Raw genomic sequence first — 21,749 nt, forward strand, 5'->3', positions numbered from 1 at the left:
CGTCGTGCTGTGGGAAGGGACAAAGAACGTCGACGCGGCTTGTTGTGAGGTAACCCACAGGCCTCGCCGTCGTTGGTTCGACCGGGTGAACGGGGGCCGGGACGACGCGCTGCCCGGCTGATTGATCGGGAATCGATCGAATGGCAGGGTGGACTAAAGTGACGGGAAGTTACCGACACCCTGCACATTCCGAAGATTTCCCCCGTGTGTGCGGCGTACGTACGGTCCGGCCCTCTCCCGCTCGCCGGTCGACCGACGCCCCTTCCCCGGCGCCGGCCGACCTCCCCTTCTGAGCGGGCGGGGACCAGGCCGTACGTGGCGCCACACGGGACCTGAGCCTGAGAGGGCACATGAGCCAGACCCGACACGTCCCGGTGATGCTCCAGCGGTGCCTGGACCTGTTGGCCCCTGCTCTGGAGGTGCCGGGTCCGCCGCAACCCGTGGTCGTCGACTGCACCCTCGGGCTCGGCGGACACAGCGAGGCACTGCTTTCGGCCTTCCCCTCCGCGCGGCTGATCGCGCTGGACCGGGACAAGGAGGCGCTGCGGCTGTCCGGCGAGCGGCTCGCCCCGTACGGCGACCGGGCCACCCTGGTGCACGCGGTCTACGACGAGCTGCCGGAGGTGCTCGCCAGGCTCGGCATCCCGAAGGTCCAGGGCGTCCTGTTCGACCTCGGCGTCTCCTCCATGCAGCTGGACGAGGCCGACCGCGGATTCGCGTACGCCCAGGATGCCCCGCTGGACATGCGCATGGACCAGACGACGGGCATCGGCGCCGCCGAGGTGCTCAACACCTATCCGGCCGGTGAACTGGTACGGATCCTGCGGGCGTACGGCGAGGAGAAGCAGGCCAAGCGGATCGTCTCCGCGATCGTGCGCGAGCGCGAGAAGGAGCCGTTCAGCAACAGCGCCCGGCTCGTCGAGCTGATCCGTGACGCGTTGCCCCAGGCAGCCAAGCGCACGGGGGGCAACCCCGCCAAGCGCACCTTCCAGGCGCTGCGCATCGAGGTCAACGGCGAGCTCACCGTTCTGGAGCGGGCCATTCCGGCCGCCGTGCAGAGTCTCGCGGTCGGCGGGCGCATCGCCGTTCTCTCCTACCACTCGCTGGAGGACCGGCTGGTCAAGCAGGTCTTCGCGGCGGGTGCCGCCACCACGGCGCCGCCCGGACTGCCGGTCGTGCCCGAGCGCTACCAGCCCCGGCTGAAGCTGCTGACCCGTGGCGCGGAGCTGCCCACGGAGGAGGAGGTCGCCGAGAACCGGCGTGCCGCCCCCGCCCGGCTGCGAGGCGCCCAGCGGATCCGCGAGGAGGAACGATGAGTGCCCGGCGACCGGGGACCCGGACACCGGTGACGCCCGGAGCGGCGCGGTGAGCAAACCGGCCGGGCAGTTGAGAGGGCGGGCGGCGCGGCTCGCCCGGCTGATGCCGTCCGGGCCCAGCACCGCGGCCCGTACCCCCTTCGTCCTGCTGGTCGTCCTGCTTCTCGGCGGCGGGCTCATCACGCTCCTGATGCTCAATTCGGCCCTCAACGAGGGATCGTTCAGGCTGAGTGAGCTGAAGAGGAGGACCACCCAGCTCACCGACGAGCAGCAGGCCCTCCAGAACGACGTCGACGACTACTCCGAGCCGGACGCCCTGGAGCGCCGCGCCCGACAACTGGGCATGGTGCCCGGCGGCAGCCCCGCCTTCCTCGGCCCGGACGGCAAGGTCCGAGGCGTACCCGCCGAGGCCAGTGCCGAGCCGACCCCCGCGGCACCGCCGCGCAAGCCCCGTACGCCCCGGGCAACCCCCGCGACCTCGCCGTCCCCCGGCTCGCCCTCCCCCTCGGCACCGGCCACCCCTTCCGGCACCGCCGTGACGCCCGGCCCGTCCGCGGCCCCGCCCGCCGGGTCGCGCACCCCGGCAGACCAGCCCTCGACGAGCCCAGGCAGGTGACGCAGTGCCTCCCAAGGAACCACCGCGCCGCCGGGTCCCCGGCCCCGCGCGTCCCCGCGGCGCCGCCGGCGGCCAGGGACGCCCCCGGCAGGCAGGCCGCCGCCCGTCGTCCCCGGCCCCCCGCGCCCGGACGTCCCGCAACCGCCCCGCGGCCCCGCTCCGTCTCGGCAGCCCGCGCCCCCGGCTCCGTCTGGTCAGCCTCGCCCTGACGCTCGTCATGCTGACGTTCGTCGTCCGGCTCCTCCAGGTCCAGGCCGTCGACGCCAACGCGTACGCGGCCAAGGCCAAGGTGAACCGCTACCTCAGCTACACGATCTCCGCCGAGCGCGGTCAGATCACCGACCGCAGCGGTATCGCACTGGCCACCAGCGTCGATGCGTACGACATCACCGCCGACCCGTCGATGTTCACGCCCGAGTTCAGCAAGGCCCCCGACGCACCCCAGCAGGCGGCGGCCCTCCTCGCCCCGATCCTCGGCGCCGATGCCGCCGAACTGACCGCCAAGCTGTCCAAGAAGGGCCGTTACACCGTGCTGGCCCGCCGCCGGACCCCGCAGGTCTGGAATCAGATCAAGGACCTCAAGTCCGTCTTCGCCGAGAAGGCCGCGAAGGACAAGGCGGCCGGCGGCCCCGGAGCCAATGTGCTGGCCGGGATCTTCCAGGAGTCGACCACCAAGCGGGTCTACCCCAACGGCGGGCTCGCCGCCGGGATACTGGGTTACGTCAACGCGGACGGCAAGGGTGCGGGCGGCCTCGAATCGCAGCTGGACAAGGAGCTCGCGGGCGAGGACGGCAAGATCAAGTACGCCCAGTCCGGCGGTCGGCGGGTGCCCACCGCGGGTACCCAGGAGGTCCCGGCCGTCGCCGGGTCCGACATCGAGCTGACCATCGACCGCGACATCCAGTGGGCCGCCCAGCAGGCCATCACCGACCAGGTGAAGAAGTCCAAGGCGGACCGCGGCTACGTGGTCGTGCAGAACACCAGGACCGGCGAGGTCCTCGCCATGGCCAACGCACCGGGCTTCGACCCCAACGACCTCTCCCAGGCCGACGCGGCCTCGCTGGGCAACGCGGCGCTCCAGGACGTGTACGAGCCCGGCTCCACCAGCAAGGTCATGTCCATGGCCGCCGTGCTGGAGGAGGGGGTCGCGACCCCCGGCACCCATGTCACCGTCCCCAACCGGCTGCACCGCGGCGACCGGCTCTTCAAGGACGACATCGACCACCCCGTCTGGTACCTGACGCTCAACGGCGTACTCGCCAAGTCCAGCAACATCGGCACCATCCTGGCCACCGGAGAACTCGGCAGGAGCCAGGCCGAGGCCAACAAGGTCCTCTACTCCTACCTGCGCAAATTCGGGATCGGCTCGCCGACCGGTCTCGACTACCCGGGCGAGACCCCCGGCATCCTCGCCAAGCCCGAGGACTGGTCGACCTCGCAGCAGTACACGATCCCGTTCGGCCAGGGGCTCTCCCTCAACGCCATGCAGGCCGCTTCCATCTATTCGACGATCGCCAACGGCGGAGTCCGTGTCGCGCCCACGCTGGTACGCGGCACCAAGGGCCCCGACGGCCACTTCAAGGCCGCCCCGGCTCCCGAGAGGACCCGGGTGGTCAGCGAGAAGACCGCCAAGTCGCTCGCCGCCATGCTGGAATCGGTGGTCGGTGACGAGGAGGGCACCGGAACGAAGGCCAAGATCCCCGGCTACCGCGTGGCGGGCAAGACCGGTACGGCCAACCGCGTCGACCCGGTCCGCGGCGGCTACCACGGCTACACCGCGTCCTTCGCGGGCTTCGCACCCGCGGACAACCCCCAGATCACGGTCTACTGCGCGATCCAGAACCCGACGGAGGGAAGCTACTTCGGCGGTCAGATCTGTGGACCGATCTACAAACAGGTCATGGAGTTCGCTCTGAAGACCCTCCAGACCCCACCGTCCGGCAGCGAGTCAGCACGACTGCCGGTGTCCTTCAAGCCCGGCGAGTGAACACGGGGAAACCGACCAGTGACAACCATCACCCCAGATCCCGGGAACCGGAACGGGAACCACCAGAACCTCGGCCCCTCACTTCGCGAGAGGCCGGGTGCGCCCGGTACGCTCACCGCCGTGCCCCACGCTGATCAGTTCCAAACCACCCAGAAGGACGCCCCTGTGAACTACCCGGGAGCGCCCCGCCCGGATCGGCTCAGGCCGACACCCCTCGGCGAGCTGGCGGCCCGGCTGGGAGTCGAACCGCCGGGAACCGGCGAGGTCACCGGCATCACCCACGATTCGCGGGCGGTCCGCCCAGGTGATGTGTACGCGGCCCTGCCGGGCGCCCGGTTCCACGGCGCCGACTTCGCCGCCCAGGCGGCTGGCCTCGGAGCGGCGGCGGTCCTCACCGACCCGGCCGGCGCCGAGCGCGCCGCCGCCACCGGACTGCCGGTGCTGGTCACCGAGGACCCGCGCGGCCGGATGGGCGAACTCGCCGCCGAGATCTACGGACGACCCGGTGCCGACCTCCTCCAGGTCGGCATCACCGGAACCTCCGGAAAGACCACCACCGCGTACCTCATCGAGGGCGGCTTCCGCGGCGCCGGGCGCGCCACGGGCCTGATCGGCACCGTGGAGACGCGGATCGGCGACGAGCGCATCAAGTCCGAGCGCACCACCCCCGAAGCCACCGATCTGCAGGCCCTGTTCGCCGTCATGCGCGAACGCGGGGTCGACTCGGTGACGATGGAGGTCTCCAGCCACGCCCTGGTGCTCGGCCGGGTCGACGGCTGCGTCTTCGACGTCGCGGTCTTCAACAACCTCAGCCCGGAGCACATGGAGTTCCACTCCGGGATGGAGGACTACTTCCAGGCCAAGGCGCAGCTCTTCACCCCGCGGCGCAGCCGGCGGGGTGTGGTCAACTTCGACGACGAGTACGGCCGCAGGCTGATCACCGAGGCCTCCGTCCCGGTCGTCACCTTCTCCGCCGAGGGCCACCCGGACGCCGACTGGCGTGCCGAGAACGTCGAAGTGGGGCCGCTGGGCTCCACCTTCACCGTCGTCGGCCCCGAGGGCGACCGGATCGCGGCCAGGGCGCCGCTGCCCGGCCCGTTCAACGTCGCCAACACCCTCGCCGCGATCGTCACGCTCGCCGTCGCGGGCCTGGACCCGCAGACCGCTGCCGACGGCGTCGCCGCCGTGCCGGGTGTCCCGGGCCGGCTGGAACGCGTCGACGCCGGACAGCCGTACCTCGCGGTCGTCGACTACGCGCACAAGACCGACGCCGTCCAGTCCGTCCTGCGCTCCCTGCGCAAGGTCACCAAGGGCAGGCTGCACATCGTCCTCGGCTGCGGCGGCGACCGCGACGTCACCAAACGCGGCCCGATGGGCGCCGCCGCGGCCCGCCTCGCCGACACCGCCGTACTGACCTCCGACAACCCCCGTTCCGAGGACCCCCTCGCAATCCTCGCCGCAATGCTCGCGGGCGCCGCCGAGGTGCCCGTCCACGAGCGCGGCGACGTCCTGGTCGACGCCGACCGGGCCGCCGCCATCGCCGCCGTGGTCGCCCGCGCCGAGCCCGGTGACACGGTGCTGATCGCCGGCAAGGGCCACGAGCAGGGCCAGGACGTCCACGGCGTGGTCCGCCCCTTCGACGACCGCGTGGTCCTGCGCGCGGCCATCGAGCGTTCCCTGGGGCACGGCGGCACCGAGAGCGCCGCCCACCGCGCCCACACCCACGAGAACAACAGTCAGGGATGACCAAGTGATCGCCCTTTCCCTCGCCGAGATCGCCGAAATCGTCGGCGGGCAGTCGCACGACATACCCGATCCGGCAGCAACCGTCAGCGGGCCCGTCGTCATCGACTCCCGAGAGGTGAAGCAAGGCAGCCTGTTCGTCGCCTTCGTCGGCGAGCGGGTCGACGGCCACGACTACGCGCAGCGCGCCGTCGAGGCGGGCGCGGCAGCCGTGCTGGCCGCCCGCCCCGTCGGTGTTCCGGCGATCGTCGTCGACGACGTCGTGGCCGCACTCGGCGCGCTCGCCCGCGCCGTCGTGGGCCGCCTCGGCACCACCGTCGTCGCCCTCACCGGTTCCGCCGGCAAGACCTCCACCAAGGACCTCATCGCCCAACTCCTCGAACGCAAGGGGCCCACCGTCTATCCGGCGGGCAACCTCAACAACGAGATCGGCCTGCCGCTCACCGCGCTGCGTGCCACGGAGGACACCCGCCACCTCGTCCTCGAAATGGGCGCACGCTACATCGGCGACATCCGCTATCTCACCGGTCTCGTCCCGCCCCGCGTCGGCCTCGTCCTCAACGTCGGCACCGCCCACATCGGCGAGTTCGGCGGCCGGGAACAGATCGCCCAGGCCAAGGGCGAGATGGTCGAGTCGCTGCCCGAGGACGGCCGCGCCGTGCTCAACGCCGACGATCCGCTCGTGCGCGCCATGTCCTCCCGTACGAAAGCCCCGGTGCTGTTCTTCGGTGAAGCCGCGGATGCGGACGTACGGGGCGAGAATGTCCGTCTCACCGACGACGGCCGCCCCGCTTTTAAGCTCCACACACCCACCGGGTGCAGCGACGTGACCATGCGCCTGTACGGTGAGCATCACGTGTCGAACGCGCTCGCCGCGGCCGCCGTCGCCCATGAGTTGGGCCTGTCCGCAGACGAGATCGCCGAAGGGCTCTCCGAGGCGGGCACCCTCTCCCGCTGGCGCATGGAGGTCACCGAGCGTCCGGACGGCGTGACGTTCGTCAATGACGCCTACAACGCGAACCCCGAATCCATGAGAGCAGCGCTGCGCGCGCTGGTCGCCATGGGGAAGGGCCGGCGTACGTGGGCGGTGCTCGGCCCCATGGCCGAGCTCGGCGACGCCTCGCTCGCCGAGCACGACGCGGTCGGACGGCTCGCCGTCCGGCTCAACGTCAGCAAGCTCGTCGCGGTCGGGGGCAGAGAGGCCTCCTGGCTGCAACTGGGCGCATACAACGAGGGTTCGTGGGGTGAGGAGTCGGTGCACGTGTCCGACGCACAGGCTGCCGTCGACCTGCTGCGCAGTGAACTGCGCCCGGGAGACGTCGTGCTGGTGAAGGCGTCCCGGTCGGTCGGCCTGGAGCAGGTCGTCATGACGCTGCTGGAGAACACGTCCGAGGGCGAGGTCGCCGGCCGATGAGGCAGATCCTCTTCGCGGGGGCCATCGGGCTCTTCCTGACCCTGGTCGGAACTCCGCTGCTGATCAAGCTGCTGGCCCGCAAGGGATACGGACAGTTCATCCGGGACGACGGCCCGCGCACCCACGGGTCCAAGAAGGGCACGCCCACCATGGGTGGCATCGCCTTCATCCTGGCGACGCTCATCGCGTACCTCGCGGCGAAGCTGATCACCGGGGAGGAGATGCGCTTCTCCGGTGTGCTGGTGCTCTTCCTGATGACCGGCATGGGTCTCGTCGGCTTCCTCGACGACTACATCAAGATCGTCAAGCAGCGTTCGCTGGGTCTGCGGGCCAAGGCGAAGATGGCGGGCCAGCTGATCGTCGGTATCGCCTTCGCGGTGCTCTCGCTGCAGTTCGCCGACTCCCGCGGCAACACTCCGGCCTCCGACAGGCTGTCGTTCGTCGCGGACTTCGGCTGGTCGATCGGCCCCGTGCTGTTCGTCGTCTGGGCGCTGTTCATGATTCTCGCCATGTCCAACGGCGTGAACCTGACGGACGGTCTGGACGGCCTGGCCACCGGTGCGTCGGTGATGGTCTTCGGCGCGTACACCTTCATCGGGCTGTGGCAGTTCCAGGAGTCCTGCGCCAACGCGGACACCCTGACCAATCCCAACGCCTGTTTCCAGGTACGCGACCCACTCGACCTCGCGGTCGTCGCCTCGGCGCTGATGGGTGCCTGCTTCGGCTTCCTGTGGTGGAACACCTCACCCGCCAAGATCTTCATGGGTGACACCGGTTCGCTCGCCCTCGGCGGCGCCCTCGCCGGTCTGGCGATCTGCTCCCGTACCGAGTTCCTGATGGCCATCCTCGGCGGCCTCTTCGTGATGATCACCATGTCCGTGGTCATCCAGGTCGGTTCCTTCAAGATGACCGGCAAGCGGGTCTTCCGAATGGCGCCGCTCCAACACCACTTCGAACTCAAGGGGTGGTCCGAAGTCCTTGTCGTGGTCCGCTTCTGGATCATCCAGGGCATGTGCGTGATCGTCGGACTCGGTCTCTTCTACGCGGGATGGGCAGCCGAGAAGTGAGCAACCAGGACTGGCAGGGCAAGCACGTCACCGTCGCGGGACTCGGGGTGTCCGGAATCCCGGCGGCCAAGGTGCTGCACGGCCTCGGGGCCGTCGTCACGGTGGTCAACGACGGGGACGACGAACGGTCCCGTACGCAGGCCGCGGAGCTGGAGGCGCAGGGCATCACCGTGCGCCTCGGCGACGGAGCGACCCTGCCCGAGTCCACCGAGCTCATCGTCACCACCCCCGGCTGGAAGCCCGACAAGCCGCTCTTCGCAGCAGCCGCCGAGGCGGGCGTCCCGGTCTGGGGCGACGTCGAACTCGCCTGGCGGCTGCGCGGTCTGGGCGGCAGGGAACCGGCACCCTGGCTCGCGGTCACCGGCACCAACGGCAAGACCACGACCGTACGGATGCTCGCCTCGATCCTGGAGGCGGCAGGGCTGCGCACCGCCGCCGTCGGCAACATCGGCGTCTCCCTCCTGGACGCCGTGCTCGGCGACGAGAAGTACGACGTACTCGCCGTCGAGCTGTCCAGCTTCCAGCTGCACTGGGCGCCTTCGCTGCGCGCCCACTCGGCGGCGGTCCTCAACCTGGCGCCCGACCATCTCGACTGGCACGGCTCCATGGAGGCGTACGTCGCGGACAAGGGCCGGATCTACGAGGGCAACCGCATCGCCTGCGTCTACAACGCGGCCGAGAAGGCGACCGAGGACCTGGTGCGCGAGGCCGATGTCGAGGAGGGCTGCCGCGCCATCGGTTTCACTCTGGCCACACCCGGTCCGTCCCAACTGGGCGTCGTCGACGGCATCCTCGTCGACCGCGCCTTCGTGGCGAACCGACAGAAGCAGGCCCAGGAGCTCGCCGAGGTCTCCGACGTCCACCCGCCGGCCCCGCACAACATCGCCAACGCCCTGGCGGCCGCGGCCCTGGCCCGCGCCTTCGGCGTCGAGCCGGCGGCCGTACGGGACGGACTGCGGGCCTTCCGCCCCGACCCGCACCGCATCGAGCACGTCGCGGATGTCGACGGGGTCGCGTACATCGACGACTCCAAGGCCACCAACACCCACGCCGCCGTGGCCTCCCTCGCCGCCTACGACCCGATCGTCTGGATCGCCGGCGGCCTCGCCAAGGGCGCCGCCTTCGACGAACTGGTGGCGGGGGCGGCCGGGCGACTGCGGGGCGTCGTACTGATCGGCCGCGACCGGGCGCTGATCCGCGAAGCCCTCGCGCGACACGCCCCCGAGGTCCCGGTGGTCGACCTCGACCGGACCGACACTGGGGCGATGTCCGAGGCGGTCCGCGAGGCGGCACGGCTCGCCCGGCCGGGGGACACCGTACTGATGGCCCCGGCCTGCGCCTCGATGGACATGTTCGTCAATTACAACAAGCGGGGCGAGGCGTTCGCGGACGCGGTCCGCGCGTTCGCCGCCGAGAGCGCCTGACGGGCCCGGCCTCCGCGCCGTACCGACCCGGACGACCGGGCGCGGGCGGCCGCGCCAGGGGCCGCGGCCCTCGGCGGCGGCCCCGGGCACGAGCAGTGGAGGGGACAGCGACAATGCCGGCCGAAGAGAGCTCCGCCGCGCCCCGTAGGGCCTGCTCACGGGGCGCGGCGACCAGCCGGGCGCTCGTCCCGCCCCTCCTCGCGGGCGCGGGCCCCGGCGCACCGCTCGCTCACGCCCTGCGGGTCAGATCGGTCGCCGGCTCCCGGCGCCCCTCGGCGCCCCGTCCCAAGGGGCGCTCCACGGGCACCCCCCGTGCCCCGCGCGGCGGTGGCGTGCGGCGGATGTACGAGCAGGCACGCCGGGCCTGGGACCGCCCTCTGACCGCGTACTACCTGATCCTGGGCGCCGGCCTGCTGATCACCGTGCTCGGCCTGGTGATGGTCTACTCCGCCTCGATGATCAAGGCCCTGGAGCTGCACAAGCCCGGCACCTACTTCTTCCGCAAGCAGTTCCTCGCCGCCGTCATCGGAGCGGGACTGATGGCGCTCGCTGCCCGGATGCCCGCCAAACTGCACCGGGCCTTCGCCTATCCGCTGCTCATGGGATCCGTCTTCCTGATGGCGCTGGTCCAGGTGCCGGGGATAGGGATGTCGATCAACGGCAACCGGAACTGGCTCTATCTGGGCGGGCCGTTCCAGCTCCAGCCCAGTGAGTTCGGCAAGCTCGCCCTGGTCCTGTGGGGCGCGGACCTGCTCGCCCGTAAACAGGACAAACGGCTGCTGACGCAGTGGAAGCACATGCTCGTTCCGCTCGTTCCCGTCGCCTTCATGCTCCTCGGGCTGATCATGCTCGGCGGTGACATGGGCACTGCGATCATTCTCACTGCGATCCTGTTCGGGCTGCTCTGGCTGGCGGGGGCACCCACCAGGCTCTTCGCCGGAGTGCTCGCGTTCGCCGGAATGATCGCATTCGTGCTGATCAAGACCAGTCCGAACCGGATGTCCAGGCTCGCCTGCATCGGCGCCAGCGAACCCGGTCCGGGGGATTCCTGCTGGCAGGCCGTGCACGGGATCTATGCTCTGGCGTCCGGCGGACTGTTCGGTTCCGGGCTCGGTGCGAGTGTGGAAAAATGGGGTCAACTGCCTGAACCGCACACCGACTTCATCTTCGCCATCACGGGCGAGGAACTGGGGTTGGCGGGGACGCTGTCGGTGCTCGCACTCTTCGCGGCTCTAGGCTATGCGGGTATCCGCGTGGCCGGACGCACGGAGGACCCCTTCGTGAGGTATGCCGCGGGAGGCGTGACCACCTGGATCACGGCGCAGGCCGTGATCAACATCGGTGCGGTGCTCGGCCTGCTGCCGATCGCCGGTGTCCCGCTCCCGCTGTTCTCCTACGGAGGGTCGGCCCTGCTGCCGACCATGTTCGCTGTCGGGCTGCTGATCGCGTTCGCGCGGGAGGATCCCGCCGCGAAGGCGGCCCTGGCCATGCGGAGGCCCGGGGTGAGATGGAAGACGATGAGACGGCGCGTCAAGAAGCGTCCGTCCGGAGAGCGGTGAATTTCGGTGCATGTCGTACTCGCCGGTGGGGGGACCGCCGGCCACATCGAGCCCGCGCTTGCCCTCGCGGACGCCCTGCGCAGGCAGGACCCGACCGTGGGAATCACTGCCCTCGGCACGGAGCGCGGACTCGAGACCAGGCTCGTACCCGAGCGGGGGTACGAACTCGCCCTGATCCCGGCCGTACCGCTGCCGCGCAAGCCCACCCCGGAACTGATCACCGTCCCGGGACGGCTGCGCGGCACCATCAAGGCGGCCGAGCAGGTCCTGGAACGCACCAAGGCGGACTGCGTCGTGGGCTTCGGCGGCTATGTCGCCCTGCCCGGCTACCTCGCCGCCAAGCGGGTCGGTGTGCCGATCGTCGTCCACGAGGCCAATGCCCGGCCGGGCCTGGCCAACAAGATCGGCTCCCGGTACGCCCACGGGGTCGCCGTTTCCACCCCCGACAGCAAGCTGCGCGGTGCCCGCTACATCGGCATCCCGCTGCGCCGGACCATCGCCACCCTGGACCGGGCCCGGGTCCGCCCCGAGGCGCGTGCCGCCTTCGGGCTCGACCCCAATCTGCCGACGCTGCTGGTCTCCGGCGGCTCGCAGGGCGCCCGTCACCTCAACGAGGTGGTCCAGCGGGTCGCCCCGCTGCTGCAGCGCTCCGGGATCCAGATCCTGCACGTGGTCGGTCCGAAGAACGAATTGCCGCGTGTCGACAACATGCCCGGGATGCCGCCCTACATCCCGGTACCGTACGTGGACCGGATGGATCTCGCGTACGCGGCGGCCGACATGATGCTCTGCCGCGCGGGCGCGATGACCGTCGCCGAGCTCTCCGCCGTCGGGCTCCCCGCCGCCTACGTCCCGCTGCCCATCGGCAACGGTGAGCAGCGGCTCAACGCCCAGCCGGTGGTCAACGCCGGCGGCGGTCTGCTGGTGGACGACGCGGCGCTCACCCCCGAGTGGGTGCAGGGGAACGTCCTTCCCGTGCTGGCGGATCCGCACCGGCTGTACGAGATGTCCCGAGCCGCCGCCGAGTTCGGCCGCCGGGACGCCGACGACCTGCTCGTCGGCATGGTGTACGAGGCGATTGCCGCGCGCCGAGGCGCGTGAGGCGGTGGACGGGTCCGGGGGCGGCGCCCCCGGACCCGGCATAAGGAGCGAGCGTGGCCGGACCGACAACCGCCCAGCGCGGTGCAGCGCAGCAGGAGGACTCCTCGGCCCGCCCGTCGCGCCCGCGCCCGCAGGGGCGCAGAGGGCCCGGCCGCAGACAGTCGATCGTGATCGGCGTGCTGGTGCTGCTGCTCGGCTCCGGCGTCGTCTGGGCGCTCTACGGCTCCTCCTGGCTCCGTGCCGAACAGGTCGGGATCAGCGGGGTCGACGTGCTGACCCCGGCCGAGGTGGAGGCCGCCGCGGCGGTGCCGATCGGTGCTCCGCTGATCTCCGTGGACACCGATGCCGTCGCCGACCGGTTGCGCCGGAAGTTGCCTCGCATCGACTCGGTGGATGTCGTGCGGTCATGGCCGCATGGAATCCGGCTTAAGGTGACCGAACGGCAACCGGTCCTTTTGATGAAAAAGGGCAAAAAGTTCATTGAAGTGGATGCGAAAGGTGTTCGTTTCGCAACAGTGGACAAATCGCCCGGCCATGTGCCGCTGCTGGAATTGACGCCTGAGCGGTCCGCGAGCCTGCGTCGCTTCGGCAGCGCCCGGTTGGTGCGGGAGGCGGTCCGGGTCGCGGGCGGTCTTCCGGACGCCGTCGCCAGGGACACCGAGGTCGTACGGGTCACCTCGTACGATTCGATCTCCCTGGGGCTCACCCGGGGGCGGACGGTGGTCTGGGGCAGTGGTGAGGACGGGTCGGTGAAGGCGAGAGTCCTCATCGCTCTGATGAAAGCCGCCCCCAAAGCGGGACACTTCGACGTGAGTGCACCCACCGCCCCCGCGGTGTCGGGCAGTTGACGCACATTTGGCCTGGCCAGCACCCTGGTTGGTCAGCGCTACGGGTGATCACATAGGGTGAAAAGAAAAACGGGAGGTTCGGCGTGTTCGTTGAACGCGCGCCACTTGTCGACTTAGTGTCCTGTTCGGAAGAGTCCATGAAGCAGACACACTGGTAACCCTAAACTTCAACGTTAGGGTTTGGGTCGGCGTTTCGGACCGCCCCAATCGGCATCCGTCGTCGCGGCGGGACTACCGCGAAGCGACGACACGTAACTCGAGGCGAGAGGCCTTCGACGTGGCAGCACCGCAGAACTACCTCGCAGTCATCAAGGTCATCGGTGTCGGCGGCGGTGGTGTCAATGCCATCAACCGAATGATCGAGGTCGGTCTCAAGGGCGTCGAGTTCATCGCGATCAACACTGATGCGCAAGCCCTGTTGATGAGCGACGCCGACGTCAAGCTCGACGTCGGCCGCGAACTCACCCGCGGCCTCGGCGCCGGGGCCAACCCGGCCGTCGGTCGCAAGGCGGCAGAGGACCACCGTGAGGAGATCGAGGAGGTCCTCAAGGGGGCCGACATGGTCTTCGTCACCGCCGGAGAGGGCGGCGGCACCGGCACCGGCGGCGCACCCGTCGTCGCCAACATCGCGCGCTCGCTCGGCGCCCTGACGATCGGCGTGGTCACCCGCCCGTTCACCTTCGAGGGCCGGCGACGCGCGAACCAGGCGGAGGACGGCATCGCCGAGCTCCGCGAAGAGGTCGACACCCTCATCGTCATTCCCAACGACCGGCTGCTGTCCATCTCGGACCGCCAGGTCAGCGTGCTCGACGCGTTCAAGTCGGCCGACCAGGTGCTGCTCTCGGGTGTCCAGGGCATCACCGACCTGATCACGACGCCTGGTCTGATCAACCTCGACTTCGCCGACGTCAAGTCGGTCATGTCCGAGGCCGGTTCGGCACTCATGGGCATCGGTTCGGCCCGCGGCGACGACCGCGCGGTGGCCGCCGCGGAGATGGCGATCTCCTCGCCGCTCCTGGAGGCGTCCATCGACGGCGCCCGCGGTGTCCTGCTCTCCATCTCCGGCGGCAGCGATCTCGGTCTCTTCGAGATCAACGAGGCCGCCCAGCTGGTGAGCGAGGCGGCGCACCCCGAGGCGAACATCATCTTCGGTGCGGTCATCGACGACGCGCTGGGCGACGAGGTCCGCGTCACGGTGATCGCGGCGGGCTTCGACGGCGGGCAGCCGCCGGCCCGGCGCGAGAACGTCCTGGGCGCGAACACCGCCAAGCGCGAAGAGCCGGCCGCGCCGGTCCGGACCGCCGAGCCCGTGCGCCAGACCGGCGGACTGGGTTCCGTGCCGCCGCGCGAAGAGCCTCCGGTCCAGGCCGAGCCCGTATCGGCGGTCGGCGAGAGCCACCTGCCGCCGATCACTCCGCCGCACATCCCGCCGGCCCGTCCCTACCAGGACTCCCAGGCCGAAGAGCTGGATGTTCCGGACTTCTTGAAGTGATAGGTCCGCATCACGCAGGTCCCGCAGCACCTTCAGTGTCCTCAGCGGATCGCGCGCACTTCGCCTTCACCGACAGGTGGGGCGGGGTGAGCGCCGCTCCGTACGAGGAGCTCAACCTCGGCGGCGCGGTCGGAGACGACCCCGCCGCCGTTCTGGCCAATCGGGAACGCGCCGCACGGGCCCTCGGCCTGGACCCGGCGCAGGTCGTCTGGATGAACCAGGTGCACGGTCGGGACGTCGCGGTGGTCGACGGCCCGTGGGGAGACGCCGCGGAGATCCCCGAGGTGGACGCGGTGGTGACCGCACGGCGCGGGCTGCCGCTGGCCGTGCTCACCGCCGACTGCACCCCCGTACTGCTGGCCGACCCGGTCGCCGGGATCGCGGCGGCGGCGCACGCCGGCCGTCCCGGTCTGGTCGCGGGCGTGGTCCCCGCCGTGGTCGAGGCCATGGTCGGACTCGGTGCCGAGACCCACCGGATCATCGCCCGCACCGGACCGGCTGTCTGCGGACGGTGCTACGAAGTCCCGTCGGGGATGCGTGCCGAGGTCGCCGAGAGCGTCCCGGCCGCCTGGTCCGAGACCAGCTGGGGCACCCCCGCCGTGGATGTCACCGCCGGGGTCCTGGCCCAGCTCGAAGCCCTCGGGGTCGAGAACCGGCAGGCGTCGCCGGTCTGCACCCTCGAATCGGGCGATCACTTCTCGTACCGCCGCGACCGCACCACCGGGCGGCTCGCCGGATATGTCTGGTTGGACTGATAGGTCATGACGGACCGTAGGACTCAACTCGCCGAAAATCTGGCACAGGTGGAGGAACGCATTGCTTCCGCCTGTATCGCCGCGGGCCGCAAGCGGGAGGAAGTGACCCTCATCGTGGTCACCAAGACCTACCCCGCGAGCGATGTGCGGATTCTGCATGAACTCGGTGTGCGTCATGTCGCGGAGAATCGTGACCAGGACGCGGCGCCCAAGGCAGCCGAATGTGCGGATCTGTCGCTCATCTGGCACTTTGTTGGTCAATTGCAGACGAATAAGGTTCGTTCTGTGGCCAGTTATGCCGATGTCGTGCAGTCGGTGGATCGGGCCAAGTTGGTCACGGCGCTGTCCGCGGCGGCCGTGCGCGAGGAGCGCGAACTCGGCTGCCTCATCCAGGTCGCGCTCGACGCGGAGAGCGGTGAACGGGGTGACCGCGGCGGTGTCGCGCCGGACGGGATCGAGGAGTTGGCCGCTGCGGTCGACTCCGCCCCCGGGCTGCGGCTCGACGGTCTGATGACCGTCGCGCCGCTCGCCGGCCCGTACGCGGGACGGCAACGCGCCGCCTTCGACCGGCTGATGGAATTCTCATCCCGCCTGCGCGGGAACCATCCGGCTGCGAACATGGTCTCTGCGGGGATGAGTGCGGACCTCGAGGACGCGATTGCGGCCGGAGCGACACATGTGCGCGTCGGTACGGCGGTGCTCGGAGTCCGACCGAGGCTCGGGTAACGTCGCCAAGCAGGTCGGACCACAGCAGAAAATATGGTCATTCCCGCCTATGGCGGGCAGGCCTCAGTGGATCGCGGGGCACTTGGTGACAGACGCCGATCCACCACAGAGCGGAGGACTCAGAGCATGGCCGGCGCGATGCGCAAGATGGCGGTCTACCTCGGCCTCGTGGAGGACGATGGGTACGACGGTCCGGGGTTCGACCCCGACGACGAATTCGAACCCGAGCCGGAGCCCGAGCGGGACCGGCGGCGGCACCAGCCCGCGCATCAGGTGGAGCGGGACCGGGAACGGGACGAACCGGTACGAGTGGTACAGCCTCCCGCGCAACGGGAGCCGGTTCAGATCCCGGCGGAAAGGGAGCGACCCGCCCGAATCGCACCCGTGGCATCCATCACACCTGAACGCCCGAACATGGAGAAGAACGCACCGGTGATCATGCCCAAGGTTGTGTCCGAGCGGGAGCCCTACCGCATCACCACGCTGCACCCCCGGACCTACAACGAGGCCCGTACCATCGGGGAACACTTCCGTGAGGGCACTCCGGTGATCATGAATCTCACGGAGATGGACGATACGGACGCGAAGCGACTTGTCGACTTTGCCGCAGGACTCGTCTTCGGTCTCCATGGCAGCATTGAGCGCGTGACGCAGAAGGTGTTCCTGCTGTCGCCTGCTAACGTCGATGTCACGGCGGAGGACAAGGCCCGCATTGCTGAGGGCGGATTCTTCAACCAGAGCTGAGAACACGACACCAGGAACGACCCGGCCGTAAGGCCGGAGCTACGAGAGCCAGGGGAGAGGGAAGCGCGAAATGGGCGTCGCATTGCAGGTTGTCTATATCGCGTTGATGTGTTTCCTCATCGTGCTGATCTTCCGGCTGGTCATGGACTACGTCTTCCAGTTCGCACGTTCATGGCAGCCCGGCAAGCCGATGGTGGTCATACTTGAGGCCACCTACACTGTCACGGATCCACCGCTCAAGCTTCTGCGGCGGTTCATCCCGCCGCTGCGTCTCGGGGGCGTGGCACTCGACCTGTCCTTCTTCGTTCTGATGATCATCGTCTACATCCTGATCAGCATCGTGATCAGGCTGTGAGCGATACGGTCTTGCCGACTGCCGACGACTACGTAGAGGTGAAGAAGAGATGCCGCTGACCCCCGAGGACGTGCGGAACAAGCAGTTCACGACCGTCCGCCTCCGAGAAGGCTATGACGAGGACGAGGTCGATGCCTTCCTCGACGAGGTCGAGTCCGAGCTGACGCGCCTGCTCCGTGAGAACGAGGACCTGCGCGCGAAGCTGGCCGCCGCCACGCGTGCCGCCGCGCAGAACCAGCAGCAGGGAATGCGCAAGCCGGAGCCGCAGGACCGGCCCGGGGCACCTGTGCCCGCCGCCATATCGGGTCCGCCGGTCCAGCAGCAGCCCCCGCAGATGGGTCCCCCCCAGCTGCCCGGTGGTGCTCCGCAGCTGCCCGCCGGTCCCAGCGGTCACGGTCCTGGTCCTCAGGGCCAGCACGGCCCCGGCCCGCAGGGCCCGCACGGCCCCGGTCCGATGCAGGGCGGTCCCATGGGTGGCCCGATGGGCGGTCCCATGGGCGGTCACGCCCCCCAGCAGCAGATGCAGCAGATGCAGCAGCCGCCGCAGATGCAGCAGCCCGGTCAGGGCCCCGGCGGCGACAGCGCCGCCCGTGTCCTGTCGCTCGCGCAGCAGACCGCCGACCAGGCGATCGCGGAGGCCCGTTCCGAGGCCAACAAGATCGTCGGCGAGGCGCGCAGCCGCGCCGAGGGACTGGAGCGGGACGCGCGTGCCAAGGCGGACGCGCTGGAGCGGGACGCGCAGGAGAAGCACCGCGTGGCGATGGGCTCGCTCGAGTCGGCCCGCGCGACGCTGGAGCGCAAGGTCGAGGACCTGCGTGGCTTCGAGCGCGAGTACCGGACCCGGCTGAAGTCCTACCTGGAGAGCCAGCTGCGTCAGCTGGAGACCCAGGCCGACGACTCGCTGGCCCCGCCGCGGACCCCGGCGACCGCTTCGCTGCCGCCGTCGCCCTCGCTGGCCCCGGCCGGTGCGGGCGCCATGGGTCACACCATGGGCGGCAACCACGGCGGTCACGGCAACCCGCCGATGGGCGGCAACCCGTCCATGGGTGGTGGGCCCTCGTACGGCGGCCAGCAGCAGATGTCGCCGGCGATGACCCAGCCGATGGCGCCGGTGCGGCCGCAGGCGCCGCAGCCGATGCAGCAGGCCCCGTCGCCGATGCGTGGGTTCCTGATCGACGAGGACGACAACTGAGCCCGGTGCGCGCGATGAGCGCGTAGCCGTCGGCAGGCTGAGGGCCGGGCCCCGGGGTTTCCCCGGGGCCCGGCCCTTTTCCCGTGGACGGGGCGTGGGCGGTGCGCGGGTGGGCCCCGCTCCCTTGCTACCCCTTCCCGTAGCGCTTCCCCTTCCCGCAGCCCAGGGCCGGGCCGCGTCGGGAACACGCAGAGGGCCCGCCCGGAACAGGTGTTCCGGGCGGGCCCTCGATGCGTCCGGGCTACTGCTCCGTCTTGCGGAGACGGAAGGTCAGGGACAGACCCTCGTCCTCGAACGGCCGGCCGTACTCCTGGTCCGCCTCGCCCTGTGCGTAGTCCAGGGCCAGGACCTCGTCCGCGATCAGGGCCGCGTGCTCGGTCAGGGCCTCCACGGTGGCGGGGGAGGCCGACGTCCAGCGGACGGCGATGCGGTCCGCGACGTCCAGACCGCTGTTCTTACGGGCCTCCTGGATGAGGCGGATCGCGTCACGGGCCAGGCCCGCGCGGCGCAGCTCCGGGGTGATCTCCAGGTCCAGGGCGACCGTCGCGCCCGAGTCGGACGCCACCGACCAGCCCTCGCGCGGGGTCTCGGTGATGATCACCTCGTCGGGGGCGAGGCTCACCGTCTCGCCGTCCACCTCGACCGATGCCGTGCCCTCGCGCAGGGCCAGCGACAGGGCCGCCGCGTCGGCGTTCGCGACCGCCTTGGCCACCGCCTGGACGCCCTTGCCGAACCGCTTGCCGAGCGCGCGGAAGTTGGCCTTCGCGGTCGTGTCGACCAACGAGCCTCCGACTTCGGAGAGCGAGGCCAGCGAGGAGACGTTCAGCTCCTCCGTGATCTGCGTGTGCAGTTCGGGGGAGAGGGACTCGAAGCCCGACGCCGCGACCAGGGCCCGGGACAGCGGCTGGCGGGTCTTGACGCCCGACTCGGCACGGGTGGCCCGGCCCAGCTCGACCAGGCGGCGCACCAGCGCCATTTGGGTGGAGAGGGTCGGGTCGATGGCCGCGAAGTCCGCCTTGGGCCAGGCGGAGAGATGGACCGACTCCGGGGCGTCCGGGGTGACCGGAACGACCAGGTCCTGCCAGACCCGCTCGGTGATGAACGGGGTGAGCGGGGCCATCAGCCGGGTCACCGTCTCGACGACCTCGTGCAGGGTGCGCAGCGCCGCCTTGTCGCCCTGCCAGAAGCGGCGGCGCGAGCGGCGTACGTACCAGTTGGACAGATCGTCGACGAACGCGGACAGGAGCTTGCCGGCGCGCTGGGTGTCGTAACCTTCCAGAGCCTGCGTGACCTGGTCCACCAGTGCGTTCAGCTCGCTCAGCAGCCAGCGGTCCAGGACCGTGCGGTCCGCCGGGGCCGGGTCGGCGGCGGAGGGCGCCCAGTTGGACGTACGGGCGTACAGGGCCTGGAAGGCGACCGTGTTCCAGTACGTCAGGAGGGTCTTGCGGACGACTTCCTGGATCGTGTTGTGGCCGACGCGGCGCGCCGCCCACGGGGAGCCGCCCGCCGCCATGAACCAGCGCACCGCGTCCGCGCCGTGCTGGTCCATGAGGGGGATCGGCTGGAGGATGTTCCCGAGGTGCTTGGACATCTTGCGGCCGTCCTCGGCGAGGATGTGGCCCAGACAGACCACGTTCTCGTAGGACGACTTGTCGAAGACCAGCGTGCCGACCGCCATCAGCGTGTAGAACCAGCCGCGGGTCTGGTCGATGGCCTCCGAGATGAACTGCGCCGGGTAGCGGCTCTCGAAGATCTCCTTGTTCTTGTACGGGTAGCCCCACTGCGCGAAGGGCATCGAGCCCGAGTCGTACCAGGCGTCGATGACCTCGGGGACGCGGTACGCCTCCAGCTGGCAGTTCTCGTGCGAGCAGGTGAACGTGATCTCGTCGATGAACGGGCGGTGCGGGTCGAGGCCGGAGAGGTCGGTGCCGGCCAGCTCGCTCAGCTCGGTGCGTGAGCCGACGCAGGTGAGGTGGCTGTCCTCGCAGCGCCAGATGGGCAGCGGGGTGCCCCAGTAGCGGTTGCGGGACAGCGCCCAGTCGACGTTGTTGTTCAGCCAGTCGCCGAAGCGGCCGTGCTTGACCGAGTCCGGGAACCAGTTGGTCTTCTCGTTCTCTTCGAGCAGCCGGTCCTTGATGGCGGTCGTACGGATGTACCAGGACGGCTGCGCGTAGTAGAGCAGCGCGGTGTGGCAGCGCCAGCAGTGCGGGTAGCTGTGCTCGTACGGGACGTGCCGGAAGAGCTTGCCGCGGGTGTCCAGGTCCTCGGTCAGCGCCTCGTCGGCCTTCTTGAAGAAGACGCCGCCGACCAGCGGCAGGTCCTCTTCGAAGGTGCCGTCGGGGCGGACCGGGTTCACGACCGGGAGGCCGTACGCCTTGCAGACGACGAGGTCGTCGGCGCCGAACGCGGGGGACTGGTGGACCAGACCCGTGCCGTCCTCCGTCGTCACGTACTCGGCGTTGACGACGTAGTGGGCCTCGGCGGGGAAGTCGACCAGGGTGAACGGGCGCTCGTACGTCCAGCGCTCCATCTCGCGGCCGGTGAAGGTCTGGCCGGTGGTCTCCCAGCCCTCGCCCAGCGCCTTCTCGACGAGCGGCTGCGCGACGACGAGCTTCTCCTTGCCGTCGGTCGCGACGACATAGGTGACATCGGGGTGCGCGGCGACTGCGGTGTTGGAGACCAGGGTCCAGGGAGTGGTCGTCCAGACGAGGAGGGAGGCGTCGCCGGCCAGGGGGCCGGAGGTGAGGGGGAAGCGTACGAAGACCGAAGGGTCGACGACCGTCTCGTACCCCTGGGCCAGCTCGTGGTCGGAGAGGCCCGTGCCGCAGCGGGGGCACCAGGGGGCGACGCGGTGGTCCTGGACCAGCAGGCCCTTGTTGAAGATCTCCTTCAGCGACCACCACACCGACTCGACGTACTCGGGGTCCATCGTGCGGTACGCGTCGTCGAGGTCGACCCAGTAGCCCATCCGGGTCGTGAGCTCGGTGAACGCGTCGGTGTGGCGGGTCACGGACTCGCGGCACCGGGCGTTGAACTCGGCGATGCCGTACGCCTCGATGTCCTTCTTGCCGTTGAAGCCCAGCTCCTTCTCGACCGCGAGCTCGACCGGCAGTCCGTGGCAGTCCCAGCCGGCCTTGCGGCCGACGTGGTAGCCCTGCATGGTGCGGAAGCGGGGGAAGACGTCCTTGAAGACGCGGGCCTCGATGTGATGGGCGCCGGGCATGCCGTTGGCGGTCGGCGGGCCCTCGTAGAAGACCCACTCGGGGCGGCCCTCGGACTGTTCGAGGCTCTTGGCGAAGACCTTGCTCTCGCGCCAGAAATCGAGCACGGCGTGCTCCAGCGCGGGCAGGTCGACCTGGGCGGGCACCTGGTGATACTGCGGCGATGTCATGGGCGGACTTCCTCCGGCG

17 protein-coding genes are annotated in these 21,749 nt (G+C 70.1%); 16 read left to right on the forward strand and 1 reads right to left on the reverse strand.

The window, feature by feature from the left end; translation table 11 throughout:
- Positions 1-350 precede the first annotated feature (350 nt).
- The 16 genes from rsmH (at position 351) to ACIQCZ_RS22135 (ending at position 18,339) form a co-directional block, all read left to right on the forward strand.
- Positions 351-1,316 carry a 16S rRNA (cytosine(1402)-N(4))-methyltransferase RsmH gene (gene rsmH / locus ACIQCZ_RS22060; RefSeq protein WP_402284386.1) on the forward strand — a complete coding sequence of 322 codons (966 nt, stop codon included), beginning with the start codon at positions 351-353 and terminating at the stop codon, positions 1,314-1,316.
- A gap of 49 nt (positions 1,317-1,365) precedes the next feature.
- Positions 1,366-1,932: a septum formation initiator family protein gene (locus ACIQCZ_RS22065; RefSeq protein WP_402284388.1), complete on the forward strand. Its 567-nt coding sequence runs from the start codon at positions 1,366-1,368 to the stop codon at positions 1,930-1,932.
- Between the two features lie 4 nt (positions 1,933-1,936).
- Positions 1,937-3,919 (forward strand): peptidoglycan D,D-transpeptidase FtsI family protein, encoded by a 1,983-nt coding sequence (locus ACIQCZ_RS22070; RefSeq protein ID WP_402284389.1) that lies wholly within the window; start codon positions 1,937-1,939, stop codon positions 3,917-3,919.
- Positions 3,920-3,937: 18 nt separating this feature from the next.
- On the forward strand, positions 3,938-5,665 hold the full coding sequence (locus ACIQCZ_RS22075) for a UDP-N-acetylmuramoyl-L-alanyl-D-glutamate--2,6-diaminopimelate ligase (protein WP_402284392.1): 1,728 nt from the start codon (positions 3,938-3,940) through the stop codon (positions 5,663-5,665).
- Positions 5,666-5,669: 4 nt separating this feature from the next.
- Positions 5,670-7,076, forward strand: a complete 1,407-nt coding sequence (murF, locus tag ACIQCZ_RS22080; protein WP_402284394.1) for a UDP-N-acetylmuramoyl-tripeptide--D-alanyl-D-alanine ligase — start codon at positions 5,670-5,672, stop codon at positions 7,074-7,076.
- Positions 7,073-8,143, forward strand: coding sequence for a phospho-N-acetylmuramoyl-pentapeptide-transferase (gene mraY / locus ACIQCZ_RS22085; protein WP_376209844.1), 1,071 nt, complete (start codon positions 7,073-7,075; stop codon positions 8,141-8,143). Before murF ends, mraY begins: the two co-directional genes overlap by 4 nt.
- Positions 8,140-9,567, forward strand: coding sequence for a UDP-N-acetylmuramoyl-L-alanine--D-glutamate ligase (gene murD / locus ACIQCZ_RS22090; protein WP_402284674.1), 1,428 nt, complete (start codon positions 8,140-8,142; stop codon positions 9,565-9,567). The genes mraY and murD overlap by 4 nt, the downstream gene beginning before the upstream one ends.
- Before the next feature lie 113 nt (positions 9,568-9,680).
- Positions 9,681-11,126 carry a putative lipid II flippase FtsW gene (gene ftsW, locus ACIQCZ_RS22095; protein WP_402284397.1) on the forward strand — a complete coding sequence of 482 codons (1,446 nt, stop codon included), beginning with the start codon at positions 9,681-9,683 and terminating at the stop codon, positions 11,124-11,126.
- Positions 11,127-11,132: 6 nt separating this feature from the next.
- Positions 11,133-12,227: an undecaprenyldiphospho-muramoylpentapeptide beta-N-acetylglucosaminyltransferase gene (gene murG, locus ACIQCZ_RS22100; RefSeq protein ID WP_376209846.1), complete on the forward strand. Its 1,095-nt coding sequence runs from the start codon at positions 11,133-11,135 to the stop codon at positions 12,225-12,227.
- A gap of 53 nt (positions 12,228-12,280) precedes the next feature.
- Complete coding sequence (locus tag ACIQCZ_RS22105; protein ID WP_402284400.1) at positions 12,281-13,075, forward strand: cell division protein FtsQ/DivIB; 795 nt, start codon at positions 12,281-12,283, stop codon at positions 13,073-13,075.
- A gap of 277 nt (positions 13,076-13,352) precedes the next feature.
- A complete protein-coding gene (ftsZ, locus tag ACIQCZ_RS22110) occupies positions 13,353-14,567 on the forward strand; it encodes a cell division protein FtsZ (protein ID WP_402284401.1) in 1,215 nt (404 codons plus the stop codon).
- The gene (gene pgeF / locus ACIQCZ_RS22115) at positions 14,564-15,322 is read left to right on the forward strand and encodes a peptidoglycan editing factor PgeF (RefSeq protein ID WP_376209851.1); all 759 of its coding nucleotides are present in this window, start codon (positions 14,564-14,566) and stop codon (positions 15,320-15,322) included. Before ftsZ ends, pgeF begins: the two co-directional genes overlap by 4 nt.
- A 6-nt stretch (positions 15,323-15,328) precedes the next feature.
- Positions 15,329-16,048 carry a YggS family pyridoxal phosphate-dependent enzyme gene (locus ACIQCZ_RS22120; RefSeq protein WP_402284404.1) on the forward strand — a complete coding sequence of 240 codons (720 nt, stop codon included), beginning with the start codon at positions 15,329-15,331 and terminating at the stop codon, positions 16,046-16,048.
- A gap of 126 nt (positions 16,049-16,174) precedes the next feature.
- Positions 16,175-16,792 carry a cell division protein SepF gene (locus ACIQCZ_RS22125; protein WP_114244064.1) on the forward strand — a complete coding sequence of 206 codons (618 nt, stop codon included), beginning with the start codon at positions 16,175-16,177 and terminating at the stop codon, positions 16,790-16,792.
- Positions 16,793-16,862: 70 nt separating this feature from the next.
- Complete coding sequence (locus ACIQCZ_RS22130) at positions 16,863-17,147, forward strand: YggT family protein (protein WP_072483208.1); 285 nt, start codon at positions 16,863-16,865, stop codon at positions 17,145-17,147.
- Between the two features lie 49 nt (positions 17,148-17,196).
- Positions 17,197-18,339 (forward strand): DivIVA domain-containing protein, encoded by a 1,143-nt coding sequence (locus tag ACIQCZ_RS22135; RefSeq protein WP_093894941.1) that lies wholly within the window; start codon positions 17,197-17,199, stop codon positions 18,337-18,339.
- A 241-nt stretch (positions 18,340-18,580) separates the two neighbouring features.
- Here ACIQCZ_RS22135 and ileS read toward each other — a convergent pair whose 3' ends face one another.
- Entirely contained in the window at positions 18,581-21,730 is a 3,150-nt protein-coding gene (gene ileS, locus ACIQCZ_RS22140; protein ID WP_402284406.1) for an isoleucine--tRNA ligase, read from the reverse strand.
- Between the last annotated feature and the right edge of the window lie 19 nt (positions 21,731-21,749).

Source organism: Streptomyces sp. NPDC093149, assembly GCF_044754145.1.
GTDB lineage: Bacteria > Actinomycetota > Actinomycetes > Streptomycetales > Streptomycetaceae > Streptomyces.